General features: G+C 36.5%; 9 protein-coding genes. All 9 read left to right on the top strand.

The window, feature by feature from the left end; translation table 11 throughout:
• The first annotated feature begins 737 nt into the window (after positions 1-737).
• The 9 genes from HHO41_RS13405 (at position 738) to HHO41_RS13365 (ending at position 14,945) form a co-directional block, all read left to right on the top strand.
• Entirely contained in the window at positions 738-905 is a 168-nt protein-coding gene (locus HHO41_RS13405; RefSeq protein ID WP_169099417.1) for a FibroRumin family radical SAM-modified Cys-rich RiPP, read from the top strand.
• A 1-nt stretch (position 906) separates the two neighbouring features.
• Positions 907-1,059, top strand: coding sequence for a FibroRumin family radical SAM-modified Cys-rich RiPP (locus HHO41_RS13400; RefSeq protein ID WP_169099415.1), 153 nt, complete (start codon positions 907-909; stop codon positions 1,057-1,059).
• On the top strand, positions 1,053-2,474 hold the full coding sequence (locus tag HHO41_RS13395) for a FibroRumin system radical SAM peptide maturase (protein WP_169099413.1): 1,422 nt from the start codon (positions 1,053-1,055) through the stop codon (positions 2,472-2,474). The genes HHO41_RS13400 and HHO41_RS13395 overlap by 7 nt, the downstream gene beginning before the upstream one ends.
• Positions 2,452-4,593 carry an excinuclease ABC subunit UvrA gene (locus HHO41_RS13390; RefSeq protein WP_169099411.1) on the top strand — a complete coding sequence of 714 codons (2,142 nt, stop codon included), beginning with the start codon at positions 2,452-2,454 and terminating at the stop codon, positions 4,591-4,593. Before HHO41_RS13395 ends, HHO41_RS13390 begins: the two co-directional genes overlap by 23 nt.
• A 152-nt stretch (positions 4,594-4,745) precedes the next feature.
• The gene (locus HHO41_RS13385; RefSeq protein WP_169099409.1) at positions 4,746-5,321 is read left to right on the top strand and encodes a hypothetical protein; all 576 of its coding nucleotides are present in this window, start codon (positions 4,746-4,748) and stop codon (positions 5,319-5,321) included.
• A gap of 45 nt (positions 5,322-5,366) precedes the next feature.
• Complete coding sequence (locus tag HHO41_RS13380) at positions 5,367-6,857, top strand: DUF2357 domain-containing protein (RefSeq protein WP_169099407.1); 1,491 nt, start codon at positions 5,367-5,369, stop codon at positions 6,855-6,857.
• A 1,012-nt stretch (positions 6,858-7,869) separates the two neighbouring features.
• Positions 7,870-8,325, top strand: coding sequence for a BREX-3 system P-loop-containing protein BrxF (gene brxF, locus HHO41_RS13375; protein WP_169099405.1), 456 nt, complete (start codon positions 7,870-7,872; stop codon positions 8,323-8,325).
• 15 nt (positions 8,326-8,340) lie between these two features.
• Positions 8,341-12,042 carry a DUF6079 family protein gene (locus tag HHO41_RS13370; protein ID WP_169099403.1) on the top strand — a complete coding sequence of 1,234 codons (3,702 nt, stop codon included), beginning with the start codon at positions 8,341-8,343 and terminating at the stop codon, positions 12,040-12,042.
• A gap of 14 nt (positions 12,043-12,056) precedes the next feature.
• The gene (locus HHO41_RS13365; RefSeq protein ID WP_169099401.1) at positions 12,057-14,945 is read left to right on the top strand and encodes a DNA methyltransferase; all 2,889 of its coding nucleotides are present in this window, start codon (positions 12,057-12,059) and stop codon (positions 14,943-14,945) included.
• Positions 14,946-14,961 lie beyond the last annotated feature (16 nt).

Genomic DNA, 14,961 nt, shown 5'->3' with positions numbered 1-14,961 from the left:
TCTTGATAAACATTGTAACATTTGGTAAGCCGTATGCCTTAATAGGGCACGTACGGTTTGATAAGGGGGAAGCCTCGAGAGAGGTTTCCCTACTTTATTGACCTCCCGAGGGGTGTCAATTTTGTTGGCGTGACTAGAATGTTCAAAAAGTTCGTGTGAAAATGGTTGTTATTGCTTAAAAAAAATCCTCAATAAAAAATGCAAATTCATTTCAATGATAAATTGAGTTTGCATTTTTTTAGTTACACCATTATTAAATAAATTCGATCACCGTCAAATATCCAAATCTAGAATCATAAGAAGTATATTCGTTCACCACATCATATGGATTAGCCTCTTTAACCCATACCTGGAAGATCTTACTCCGTAATTTGGAAGGTATTTGGCGTGGAGGGATGGTTTGCCAGAGAAAATAATCGAGTAAAGCAAAAAAATTGAAAAAGATTAAAATCTTATTATACATTTAGGGAATTGTCAAGTGAAAATACGTTTTTAACGAATTATAGATAAGTAAAGAAAACACGCTATTTATGGAATTTTCACCACTTTTTATTTTTTCACAAAAATTTAACATTTTATAAAAATCAATATATAGAATTAACTTCAAGGTGTTAATGCTATATATAGTGAATTTTTGGATTTTTGAAGGGTTATGTATAATTTGTATCATTGCTATTATCCTTTCGCGAGTGTACAATTTTCTTATAAATGGAAAATTATTCAGGGGGTGTCAACACATGGTAAACTATACTAAAACCGCATATGATGCCATGCTTGGAAACATTAGCCACTCCACCATAGTTGCTGCTGCACAGTGCATATCACAGTGTACTGGTTGTATGTGCAATTGCCGTTGCTCTTGTTATGGTGGAATGATTTCTGATTTTGAATGGGAGGAAATGTAATATGAGCGCTACAAATTTCGATTATGCCGAACTCTTTGGAAATATTGTGAATGAGGCTGTTGTTATGGCCCGTTGTGCTTGTGTAGCTTGCAATTCATGTACTTGTGCATGCTCTTGCAAAGCTATTCCGGAATGGGAGGAAATCGAATGGTAAGATTTTCTCGCTTTACACATGAATATGACTTGGGGGATGCTGTAGTCTTATATCATTCTCTGAGAATGAAACCGGTGTACTTAACGAGAGAAGCATTCAAGGGCTTGCAGGATTGGCTTGCAAGCCCTTTTTGTGACTTAATAGATAATGCTCCGGATTCAATCAAAGCCGAAGTCACTGAGTTATCTAAATTCAAAATTCTAACCAAAACAGATGATGAAGATGATAAGGTTCTGAATTTTGTTAAATCAAAAATCCCCGGCCCTGCAATAAATGTTTGCTATATGATTCTTAGCGAACAGTGCAACTTCGCCTGCAAATACTGTTTTCTGGGAAATAATGATATTGAAAAACGAAACAAATTCTTATTGCAGGATATGACACCTGAAACTGCTGATGAAGCTATCGAATTCTTTATTCGTCAGATAAAGCTCTCTGGTTTAGACTTTGAAGATAACAATCCTGTTGTTATCTTCTATGGTGGTGAACCGATGGTGAATTTCCCAGTGCTGGTACATATTGCAAAAAGGCTGAATAGCCTTCGTGAATCAGAAAAATGTATCAAAAATGTTGAAATGTCGATGGTAACCAACGGGCTTCTTTTGAATGAAGAAAGAATCCTTAAACTGAAAGAGCTTGGGGTATCTATCGCAATTTCTGTTGACGGCTTCACTGAGGAAACAAACAAAATGCGTGTAGATGTTGCCGGTAATCCTGTTTTCAGGCGCATCCTTAAAACCTTGGATTTATGTAAAAGTCTCGGCGTTGATGTGTCGTTGTCAGTTACGCTAAGTGAAGATACCATTAAGGATACAACGAACATTCTTAACTTGGTAGATAACTATGGTATTAAGGCATTTGGTTTTAACATTATGATGTCCAGTAACACCTTTGTCCTTCCTCAAAGCTACAATGAAGCTGCTGCACAGTTCATCATCGATGAGTTTGTTGAATTAAGAAAACGCGGCATATATGAAGACCGTATCATGCGCAAATTAAAATCATTCTCGAAGTCTCAGGTTTATTTCTCTGATTGTGCGGCTACATCTGGAGGTCAGATTGTAGTTGCTCCGAATGGCCAGGTTGGAATTTGTCATGGTTGTCTGTTTGATAAGAAATACTTTGTTACAAACATTAATGACGATTCATTTGATGCTACTAAAGATAAGGACTTTATAGAATGGTCTCAGTTGACCCCGCTAAACCAAGAATATTGCATGGATTGTCCTTCTCTGGGCATTTGTGGTGGAGGATGTCCTGTAAATGCCATGCATCTGAAACCAGGCAACACTATTCACTCTGTTGACGAGAGATTCTGTGCTCACTCAAAAAAAACACTGGAATTCTTTATTCAGGATCTATATCGCATAATTAATGAAAGCAGGAATGTCAATGGCGGATTGCATCAAAATTGAGGGTATAAAAACCAACAATCTGAAAGGCATTGATATATCACTTGAAAAACTAGAAATAAATCTTATAATCGGGCCATCGGGAAGTGGAAAGTCTTCGCTGGCATATGATACTGTTGCCCAGATTGGTCAACACGAATTCATGGCTATGTTTGCTGATGATGTTGCAGAGCCTTCTTATGTTGTTAAAGGCTATCACAACATGGTTGCTTCTATCCCTATCAAACAATCTAATTTTAACAATAACCTACATTCCACTATCGGTACTTATTTTGGTCTTAATCGCAATATCTCACTTATATATGCGGCACTACTTGGAATACCGGAAGATAACTTTACGCTTAATAAGGCTGGCAATCTCTGTGAGAAATGTCACGGATTAGGAATCGTCAGTATATTGGATGAGAGTCGCATTATTGATTACAATGTCCCTTTGGAAAAAAACCCGATCCGATGCTGGAATAAATACAAGGACTTTTATGCTCATATCATTGAAAAGTATTGTGCGGATCAGGGCATTGATTCCTCTAAAACTATCCGTCAGCTTTCTTGTACAGAAAAAGAATCCATTCTTTACGGAGAAAGCCCAGAAAAATATTCTATTCGCTTTAAGAAAACGAATATGTTTTCCCGACGAACTACTAAGTACTATGGAGTAATGACCGAAAATCCAATGATTACAAATTTTACTCCTGGTAAACAGTTTTATTCTGATCGTGAATGTGATTGCTGCAAAGGTAGGAAATATTCTGCTGAACATGAGCAGTACAGAATCTATGACCTGTCTATTGGAGAGTTCATGACTCTTCCATTTTCTGAATTGGCTCCGGTTATCAAGAAAATGTCTGCAGAGATTAAAGATTCACGATTAACTTTTGCACTGACCTGTATTAGGAATTTTATTACAAAGGCAGTTGAACTTAATCTCGGTCACCTGTTTTTCCATCGAGCAATTCCAACTTTGTCTGGTGGTGAGCTTCAACGTTTGAAAATGGTTCAGGTATTCAATTCACAGCTTACCGACCTTCTGATTGTACTGGATGAGCCTCTTGCGGGATTGTCCGGTAATGAGAAGCAGGCCATATTAGAGAATATTCTGCTATTGGCCAAAAGACACACCGTACTTATCGTTGATCATAGTGACATATTTGTCAAGGAATCGAAAAAAATATATGCTCTTGGACCAGGAAGCGGATCCAATGGTGGAAGTCTTATTGATTCTACTGAATATTTGGCTTATGAAGCTATTTCAAGGTCTATGTCAGTTCGGAAAGCAACAGCATATATCACTGTGCAGATTATCAATGATGTCTATCAGTACAAAGGGGTGAAGATTTCATTAGCTGATAAATGCATGAATTTAGTGACTGGAGCTTCAGGAATTGGCAAGTCAACATTGCTCAGAGAATATTTTCCCCAGCAATTTGATGAATACCTTTACATTAGTCAAAAACCTCTTGTTGGTAACAAAAACTCCTATGTTGCAACTGCACTAGATATTTTCGGAAAGATCTCCGACATATTTGCAAAAAAGACCGGAAAGGATAGAAGGCTCTTTTCTAATTTGACTGGTAATGGAGGGACTTGCCCTGTATGTTGTGGTGGCGGTTTCATTGAGTATGGTTATAACTCAAGAACCAAAGTGCGACTCGTTTGCGAAGAATGTGAAGGAACGGGATTTAACAAAATCCTGAAGAAATACAAGGTGAATCAAAAAAGTATATATGATATATGGAATATGACGTTAGATGAAGGATTGGAGTATTTTAAGCCATTTGACCCGAAAATAACGGCAACACTTAAGGAAGCAACTTCCATAATGCTAGGGCATCTTCGCATTGGGCAAGCCACAACAACGCTGTCAGGTGGTGAGAACATACGGATTAAGATATTGAAGGCAAGCAAATCAACTTCAAAGATATTAGGAATTGACGAACCGTTCAAAGGTCTTAGCCCTTCAGAGATATTTCTTGTAGCATGTTTTCTGGACCGAATCCGCGCCAAAGGAAAAACTATTGTGGTAGTAGATCATTCGGAGGTTGCGGAGCAATACTTTACCCGGAAACTTGTTCTTCTGAATCAGGATTCCATTCTTACAGACATGCACAATAAAAGTCTTTGAAAATAGTAATGTATGAAGTAAAAGTCCTCAGTTTCAGTTCATTCATGCAAGCTTAGGATTTTTGCTTCGTTTTATGTGGGGCCTATCAATTTCTATAGTTTTTTGAACCGAAGACCGCCCCCCTCTCCCATTAGGATTGCTATACCCTCTGGTTGCAGATTGATAATCTGATATATATATTCAATCGGAGGGACAGACCTGTCCCTCTGTCCCTATTTGGCCGTGTTGAGTATTACTTAAGCGATTATTTATGTGCTGTCGGGTCACGAAAGGAGATTCCGCTGCATCAGGATGATCACATTGCCGGTATCCCAAAGAAGCTCTTGATTCCTCCTAATGTCTATATTTTGGGAACGATTAATGTCGATGAAACGACGCATTCCATCTCAGACAAAGTCCTTGACCGTGCTTATGTCATGACCTTATCAGATGTCGATTTTGATTCATATTGGGAACGGGTTAACCAGGATTTGAAAGCAACACTGACAAAAGAATTCAAGCTCCTGAAGGAATTGCACGATACATTATCGGGCTACGAGCTGCAATTCGGTTATCGCACGATGGAAGAAATGCTGCAAAAATTGTACGCCAATCACCAGCTCCTTGAGGAGGAAATGATGGTACCAATGGAAGCCTTGGATCGTGTCATCTCTGAAAAGGTACTGACAAAGATTCGCGGGGATGAGCGGATTTCAGACATGCTGGAAAAAATAGAGCAGTGGTTATAGGCCAACTTAGAAACGACTTCTATTTCACTAAAGCATGTGAAACGAATGCAAGAGGAGCTGGAATACTATGGAGCACACAATTCTGGAGATAGCACCCTTGAAATATGGGATAGTACCCAAGGCTGGATTCCATTTATTGAAGCATACCTATCGGAAGCAACTGAATATAAGCTCCGCTTTATTGGTAATAGGGTAGACGTTGTCATCCAAGGTGTTCCTTTGCCTTTTTACCAACAACAAAATGGTTTCTATGCAGCTATGATTACGCCATTTCAAAGCGGAACATTAAATGTATCCATTAATGGAGAAAACTTTGAAACTTATATATATCCTGATAATCGCAAGTTAACAGAAGAACAGTTTAATTTGATGCTGGAGGAAATCCTTGAGGAGGCTAATAGTTGTTTCCAATTAAGCGGCCTTGAAACAAAGGTTACTGCTTCCGGAAGAAGCCGCGATATCAATTGGACACAGTGGAGTTATATCGATCGCGCCTTTCATCAATTAAGGCAAATCTTTTCAAAAATCGAAAAACAGCCCATTCGCCGCTTAGAAAAGCAGCCAGTAATCATGAAAAGAGAGAAAGTTCAACGTTCAGTCGAGGTAACGTTACGTTGGCTTGACCAGAAAGGCCACGGTGCAGAGATTCCAAGCAACGTCCAAAATGTCAAAACCTTTGAAACTATGAATGTTTATGAGAATCAAGTATTAAAGCAGCAGTTGTTCGATTTGGACCGTCTTCTCCGAAAGTATGAAACTCTGGAATATGAGGATATAGCTCGTAAGTCTGGAAAATACAAAGCAATTGTCCAACGATGGCTGAACAGTCCATTATTAAAAGAGATTACAGATCATAGTGGGCCTTATACGATCACACAAAAGTTTCGGAAGCATCCTGTTTATCGGTTGTGGTATATATGGTTTGATAGCCTTTACAAGCACCATCGGGAAGGAATATTGTTCGATTATTCTATTTCCTTAAAGGATACATTTCAATTGTATGAAATGTGGTGCTACATGAAAATCGTTAAGATTTTAAGGGAATCTGGTTTTGTTCGCGATACGGGCGGCTTATTTAAAATCACAAAAGACGGAATTTTTCTGAATCTGGCTGAAAATAAACAGAGTGAAATCAAATTGCACGGCAATTTATCGCTTTATTATCAACGGACGTTTCAATACAATTCAAAGACCTTCCATACTTATACACAAAAAATGATTCCCGATATCGTGTTAGAAGGAGGAGAAAGAATCATAGTCTTTGATCCAAAATACCGGGTGCCGGATAATCTCGGCACTGCCCTTGGAGAAATGCATAAGTATCGCGATGGAATTATTCACCGTGAGACTGGTGATAGGGCTGTGGAGGAGGTTTATATTTTAACTCCAACAAAATCGGAACAGGTAAATGGGATAAGATATTTTAGCGAGGATTTTCATGAGAAGTACAGGATGGGTGCAGTCCAAATGGTTCCAGGGGAGGTTGATGTGGGAATTAAGTTGAAGATTGAAGGGGTAATGAGGTTCTCACATTAATGTTTTTTGCTGTAGCCTATTATGGGACGAGGGTGGACCTTTAAAAATGCTGAAAATCGACTTGAGAAGGTAAGTATTGCTGAAAATAGTTGGAGTCGAGGCAAATTAGAAGGGGCTAGAACTGTCTTTAGGTGTCATTGAAAATAATTCAGATTAAAGGGGAAATGATGATTAGATTTACATTTGTGTTTAGTGAACATGCGAGAATGCGATGCATTCAACGTAACATTGACACATCACGATTACGCCGGCAGCTGCTTACTATTCCATATAATGAAGAAAAAAAACGCATTAACGCGGTGGAATATACCTGAAACCAATTTATTTGTTGTTTTTCAAGATAAAGATTTTAGGAGAGTTATTATTACTGTTAGTTTTTGTGAATTAAAAAAATAGTCAAAAGAGTGCAATTACAAAGAGAAAGACCAAAAGCAAAGATTTGAATTTGTACTTTATTCCCTGACAAAATTCAAATTCGATTACCTATCCACAATATCAGGATTATTTAACTTTAACTAAGAAAAGAACTTTAAAGTATGTATCCTATAAGCTTATTTGGAGTAAAAAGAAATGCATTCCGTCTTAATTGTGATGCATTAAACCGGATTTGACCACCAGCTTTGCATATGGTACAGTCTTCTATTGGGAACATCACGGAAATACCTGATTCCAAAACCTATTATCAAAACTGGCAGAAACGCAAACAAGATTCTGAAAAAGTTGTTGTAAAGGATGAAATGGGTGGATTAACTAAGAAATAATAAATGATCATTGAGTCAATAAAAGAAGGAACACTTGTTAAATCACCTTCTAGTAAATTTTTGTTACATCATTATACTTTAAATTAACAGTAAAAAGCGCCGAACAGGTGCTTTTTTTTTGAATTTTCCTATAACGCACCTAATTTATATGCTATAATAAATACTTTTTACTTTTCATTGGAAAACAATACAAAAACACTGTGCAATTAGGTAGAATGATACTAAAGAACTAAAAGTTTGTGGGTGTTTTTATGAGTGCTGACCTTGTAAAAAAGATTGAGCAGGAGTTAGAAGGTATCTCAACAAGATATTATAAAATGATTCTTGTTTGTGAGCTTTCAAAAGGAACCGCTGTTAAAAAGGCGGCTGAAAGCTTTGGAATACCACTTCTAAATATTAGCATGCTGCTAAGTGAGAAATTAAAAGAGTATCCAAGTAAACGGATGGCCGGAAGAGTACATAGCCTACTAAGTGATATCCTAAGAAATGCGGGAAGCAGTACTCTATGCTTGGAGCATATTGAGGTATTGTTTGATCCGACATTAAAACAAGATGTCATTCAGCTTTTGCAGCCTTTAAGCAGGAATTATACATTGGTCGTATCTTGGAAAGGCAGTTATGACGGCAGACGTTTTGTGTATGCGGTGCCTGGGCATCCTGAATATTATGAATGCAAAGAATTCGATGGAATTATAGTGACGGAATAATGGGGGAAGATACAAATGAAATATCGTGATTTAGTCCAATTTGAACCAATTGAATCGGTTATTCAGTTAACAGATGCAAATGATAAGGATCGAGCAGTTCACTTAATTGATACATATGTTATTTCAGAAAGAATGGCGGAGCAGCTAGATGAAGCAGTCATTGAACATTTACAGTTCCACCGGCCGGTAGATAATAAAGGATTATTCATTGTCGGTAATTATGGAACAGGTAAATCACACTTAATGAGTGTGATTTCAACGATTGCCGAAATTGACGGTGCAAGTAATTATATCAAGAATGAGCGGGTAGCACAAAAGGCAAAAGAAATAGAAGGGCAATTTAAAGTTATACGTACTGAAATTGGCAGCGTTCGGACTTCACTAAGAGACATTTTATGTGAAGCATTAGAAGAAGGGCTTTATGATATTGGGGTTGATTTTATATTCCCATCTATAGATGAAGCCCGCAATAATAAAGATGCATTAACGGAAATGATAGGGCTTTTCCATGAAGCATTCCCGGACCAAGGGCTTATGCTTGTCGTGGACGAGTTATTAGACTATTTAAGAAGCCGAAAAGAGCAGGAACTTACATTAGATCTCGGATTTTTACGGGAATTAGGGGAAGTATGTAGTAAAACCCGCTTGCGTTTTATAGCAGGTATTCAGGAAATGCTTTTTGATAATCCTAAATTTGGCTTTGTTGCGGATTCTTTACGCAGAGTTAAAGAACGTTTTGAACAAGTCCGTATTGTCCGTGAAGATATTGCATTTGTTGTTTCACAAAGATTACTTAAAAAGGATGAAAAACAAAAAGCTCTTATTCGTGAGCATTTAAGCCGATTTACATCTTTGTATACCCGTTTAAGTGAAGATATAGAAATGTATATCAATCTCTTCCCAATTCATCCAGCTTATTTAACAACATTTGAGAAAGTAAATATTGCTGAAAAAAGGGTGGCATTGAAAACGATAAGTAATGAAATTAAGAGGATTCTTGAGAGTGATGTTCCAGAGGGTGCCCCAGGTCTTGTTTCCTATGATAGCTACTGGAAATACATTGAAGAAGATCCTTCTTACAAAAGTAATCCTGATATTCGTGAAGTATTGGACAAGTCGCGTATTTTAAAGGACCGTATTCAAAATGCGTTTACCAAAAAAATATATCAGCCGATGGCCTTTAGAATTGTAAATGCTCTTGCAGTATACCGTCTTGCTACAAGTGATATTTTTGATAAAGTTGGCTTGACTTCAGAGGAACTCCGTGACGATTTGTTCCTTAGTCCTTCAGTGAGTTTGGAGATGCTGCTGGAGGATGAAAACCCTTCGGATGATTTAAAGACTACTGTTGAAGTAGTATTAAAAGAGATATTAAAAACAGTCAGTTTTCAATATATTTCAACAAACGAAAGCAATGGACAATATTATTTAGATTTAAAAAAAGACATTGCTGTTGATGATTTGATTGAACAAAAGGCAGAAACCATTGAAGACGATAAATTGGATAGCTATTATTTTGAGGTACTTAAACAAGCCACAGGGGTAGCAGATAATACCTATGTAACTGGATATAAAATCTGGAAACATAATCTGCCATGGGAAGCCCATAAAGTGACTCGGCAAGGATACTTGTTCTTTGGTGCACCAAATGAAAGGTCGACTGCCCAACCTGAGCGTGATTTCTATATTTATATGTTAAAACCATTCAGTGAAGTGAAATTTAAGGATGAACAAAAGGCGGATGAAGTCTTTTTTAAACTGGCTATAAAGGAAGAGAAATTTATAAGATTGTTAAAGATGTATGCTGGCTCAAGAGAACTGGGAATAAATGCAACTTCTGCAACAAAACAATTGTATGTGAGAAAGGCAGAAACTTTTTTTAAAGAACTTGTAAAATGGTTAGGTGAGAATTTTGTTCATGTTTATGAATTAACTTACCGTGGCAAAACGGCTAATATTTTGGAGTTCGGCATGTTGCTGCCACAAAATGCCGGAGTGATTGAAATTATTAATACTGTTGCTGAAGGGTTATTGACGGATTGGTTTGAACAAAAATATACTGATTACCCTTCATTCAGAAAGCTACAAAACGTTTATTTGAATAAAGAGAACTTACCTTCCTATGTATCAGATGCAATTTTTCAAATCTCAGGTAGGGAGACTAGACAAGGTACTGCTATATTAGATGGATTAGTCCTACTTGACCAAAATGGTAAGGTAAATGTTCATAAGTCCGGTTATGCCAAATGGGTAATCAATAAATTAAAAGAAAAAGGGCACGGACAGGTTATAAATGCTTCGGAATTAATTGAAACGATTACTGTTAGAGGAACGGAAGACAAAAGGCTTACTTTTGAATATAAGCTGGAACCGGAACTTTTCATAGTTGTGCTTGCTGCACTTGTCCATGCGGGAGAATTAGTTGTTAACGTAGATGGTAAGTCTTATGATGCAATGAATTATGCTGAGTTTTCCCGATTGCCATTAGAAAAGCTTACCTATTTTAATCATGTGAAAAAACCTAGTGGCCTTCCAGTTGCGGCGATTAATGCATTTTTACAAATATCCGATGTACATATACCAAACCTTGAGGGAGATAATTTGGCTTTTGGCATTCGGAGAGTAATGGAATTTTGTAACGATAAATTACAAAAAGTTGTCAGGATGATTCCTACAATTCGAACAGGTTTGCCAATCTGGGACGGAACCCTTTTTTCAATAACAGAGGTTGGCCAGTATGTTCAAAAAATGGATGAATTAAAAGGATTTTTAGAAGGAATACAACGGTATGATTCACCTGCGAAAATGCATAATTTGAGATATTCCGCAGATGAGATCTTAGCACAAGATATCTATTTGAAAGAATTAGACAAATTGGAAAAGCTCGAGATTAAAGTAGGAGAATTCACAAATGTAGCTAATTATCTTACTCAGGCGAAACTCCATCTTGATCGGAATCATGAATGGAGTCAAAAGGTGGATGCAGCGTTATACGACCTTTCTATCGCTCTAAAAGAAGGCGTTGACTACTCTGTTGAAAGCCGTTCTATTGAACAACTGAAAGATGAATATATCCGTTTATACATGGGTTTGCATGACAAATCAAGGCTAAATGCTACCCAAGACATGAAAAAGAGCAGCCTGCTAAATGATCAGCGTTTGAAAGCATTACGGGAATTGGCCCAAAAAATTGATATTTTGCCGAACCATGTCCTTTCTGATTGGCAAAGGAAGTTTAATTCATTCATTACCTGCTATCAATTGAAAAGGGAGGATTTACAGCATACAGCGACATGCCCTCATTGTAAATTTAGGCCGAAAGAGGAAGTAGATCTAAATCAGTTTAAGTTGGAGACATTAGAAGATGAACTTGGCGAATTACTAAATAACTGGACAAATTCGCTGTTAAATAACTTGAATGATTCATCTATTAAAGAAAATATTGCATTACTAAGACCAGAACAGCAAGAATTGGTTCAACAATTCATTTCCCAAAAATCCTTTAGCCTGCCAATTGATATACGATTAATTCAAGCAATTAATGATTTGCTAAAGGGGATAAATAAAGTAGAAATTACATTAGTTCAAATTACTAACATGATGGCAAATGGAAGTCCATTGACGGTAGAAGAACTGCGAAAAAGATTTGAGATGCTTATTCAACAGACAGTAGGAAATCAGCAAACAAATCGAATTCGCGTCATGCTGAAGAAATAACGAGGTGTTACTAAATGTCAAACGAAACAAACCAGTTATCATTTCAAAATATTTATTCTCAAACAGACAATCAACCGGTTGTCTGTTTGGACATGACTTTTAAAAATGATGATGAAAGAAGAGCTTATTTTAGAGAAGAACTGAGAAAAAAGTTACCCGAATTAAAAATGATTGAGGGATTCCCTATAGGAAATGACGAGGATATAATTGCTTTATCAGATCCTCCGTATTATACTGCTTGTCCAAATCCTTGGATAGATAAATTCATGGAGGAAGCTGAAAAAAATAAATTAAACAAATTTAAACGTAAGGCAAGTGAGGAGTATCGTCGGGAACCTTATGTTTCTGATGTTTCTGAAGGCAAAAATGACCCTATCTATAATGTACACACGTACCACACTAAAGTACCATATAAAGCAATAATGAGGTATATTCTTCACTATACTGATCCGGGGGACATAATTTTTGATGGATTTTCAGGAACCGGAATGACTGGTGTAGCTGCTTATATGTGCGGGGACAAAGAGAAAGTTCAATCCTTAGGATATGGTATTGATACCGAAGGAGGTATATATTCATATATCAAAGATGAAAATAGCTCCATTGCAATAAATACTTTCTCGAAGCTGGGTGAAAGAAAAGCAGTTTTAAATGATTTGTCTCCAATGGCCAGCTTTATATCATATAACTATAATAAGCCAGTAAACAAAGAGGATTTTAGAAAAAAGGCTCACGATATTTATGAGAAAATAAATCAAGATTATGGTTTTTTCTACAGCACTTTAGCTACAAATGATGATTTGTTAAAAAATGAGATAGTTGCTAAACTAAAATCTGTTAATAGTATAAAGGCTGTAAGACAAATTATTAATAGTTATGGTAATGTAATGGGACAAATTAATTACGTAGTATGGAGCGATGTATTTTTATGTAAAGAATGTACATCGGAGATAGTTTATGCTGATGTTGCTGTTGATTACAAAAATAAAACAGTTCATAAAGAATTTAAATGTCCAAATTGCGGTGTAAAAATTGATAAAAGAAGTGCGCAACATCTCCGTGAAAGTATTTATGACATTCACTTACAAACAGTTTTTAAGCAGGCAAAACAGTCTCCGTTTAAGATAAATTTTACATTTAATCAAAAAAGATTTGATAAGAGCCCTGATGAATTTGATGAGGTTTTGTTACAAAAAATAAATGATTTTATAAATGAATTCCATGTACCTTCAAATCCACTACCTGATGGTTATAATACTAGGCAACCAATTGAGTCACATGGTTTTAGTCATATTCATCATTTCTATACATCACGTAATTTAGCCATTCTAAGCGCTTTTTGGGAAAAACTTGGGGGAGATATGCGTTGGCTACTAACCTCATTTCTATCTCGAAATGCTACAAAAATGAATAGATACATAATCAATAAACATAATCCTAACGGACGTATTAATGGTCCTTTGACGGGGACATTGTACATCCCTAGTCTCGTGGTTGAGCAATCAATTTTCCAATTATATTTAGATAAATTGATTGATACGGAATGGAATACTGAAGAGAACATGATTCAAGTTTCAAGTAGTACAACTTTAAAAATTAATAATAATACCGTAGATTATATTTTTTTGGATCCACCATTTGGAGCTAACATTATGTACTCAGAAGTAAACATTATTTGGGAATCTTGGTTAGGTGTATTAACAAATAACAAAAAAGAGGCTATTCAAAATAGTGTACAGGGAAAAGATCTTAATGATTATAGGGAATTAATGACAAGTTGCTTTTCCGAATGTTTTAGAATTTTAAAACCAGGAAAATGGATGACTGTTGAGTTCTCGAACACACAGGCAAGTGTATGGAATTCTATTCAAGTAGCACTTCAAGAGGCTGGTTTTGTTGTGGCTAACGTATCAATACTTGATAAGAAACATGGTGGAATTAGAGCCATGACGAACCTAACGAGTGTTAAACAAGATTTGGTAATCTCAGTTTATAAGCCAAAAGTTGATTTTGTTACCGAAGGAAATAATATACTTAATGTGGATGAAAATACTGTTTGGGTTTTTGTACGACAACATCTTGAATTTTTACCTCCATTTATTGGGAGACATGGACAAGCGGTTTTTATAGTTGAACGAGACCCAAGAGTGCTTTACGACAGAACAATCGCATACTTTTTTGCTAAGGGTGTTCAGCTTCCATTCTCCGCTGGTGAATTTCAAGAGGGCCTTAGAAATAGATTTTTTTATCAAGATGGGATGGTATTTTTAGAAGAGCAGTTAGCAATATATAATAAGAACAAAATTTTAGTAAAGGAATTCACTCAAATGGATTTATTTGTTCTTGATGAAAATACTGCGATAGAATGGATTCGACAACAACTACTATTAAAACCACAAACCCGTCAAGACCTTCATCCGAATTTTATGAAAGAAATTCAACATATTGCAAAGCATGAAATGTTGCCTGAATTAGATGATTTGTTGCATCAAAATTTCTTACGTTATGAAGGGGACGGGACTGTACCTGACCAAATTGCAAGCTATTTGCGTAAAAATTATAAAGATTTACGAGGTTTAGACAATAATGATGCGAAAATAAAAGAAAAAGCTTTAAATCGTTGGTATGTCCCAGATCCTAACAAACAAGCAGATTTGGAAAAATTGCGTGAAAAATCGCTACTCCGTGAATTTGAAGGGTTCGTTGAGGAATTGTCAAAGAGTAAGAAAAAACTCAAACAGTTCCGCACAGAAGCCATTCGTGCCGGCTTTAAAAAGTCTTGGGGAGATAAGGATTACCAAAAGATTGTTACTGTAGGTGATCGCCTTCCTGAAAGTGTTATTCAAGAGGATGATAAGCTTTTAATGTACTATGATAGAGCACTGATACGCTTGGGGTTATAATGTAAAGCAAGGGGAA

It is taken from the genome of Bacillus sp. DNRA2 (assembly GCF_012843265.1).
GTDB lineage: Bacteria > Bacillota > Bacilli > Bacillales > Cytobacillaceae > Bacillus_BU.
This window is presented reverse-complemented; position numbering and strand designations above follow the sequence as displayed.

Coding starts and splice junctions, on each gene's coding strand:
- HHO41_RS13390 (WP_169099411.1), top strand. CDS start 2,452: ATGGCGGATTGCATCAAAATTGAGGGTATAAAAACCAACAATCTGAAA.
- HHO41_RS13380 (WP_169099407.1), top strand. CDS start 5,367: ATGCAAGAGGAGCTGGAATACTATGGAGCACACAATTCTGGAGATAGC.
- HHO41_RS13400 (WP_169099415.1), top strand. CDS start 907: ATGAGCGCTACAAATTTCGATTATGCCGAACTCTTTGGAAATATTGTG.
- HHO41_RS13395 (WP_169099413.1), top strand. CDS start 1,053: ATGGTAAGATTTTCTCGCTTTACACATGAATATGACTTGGGGGATGCT.
- HHO41_RS13370 (WP_169099403.1), top strand. CDS start 8,341: ATGAAATATCGTGATTTAGTCCAATTTGAACCAATTGAATCGGTTATT.
- HHO41_RS13365 (WP_169099401.1), top strand. CDS start 12,057: ATGTCAAACGAAACAAACCAGTTATCATTTCAAAATATTTATTCTCAA.
- HHO41_RS13405 (WP_169099417.1), top strand. CDS start 738: ATGGTAAACTATACTAAAACCGCATATGATGCCATGCTTGGAAACATT.
- brxF (WP_169099405.1), top strand. CDS start 7,870: ATGAGTGCTGACCTTGTAAAAAAGATTGAGCAGGAGTTAGAAGGTATC.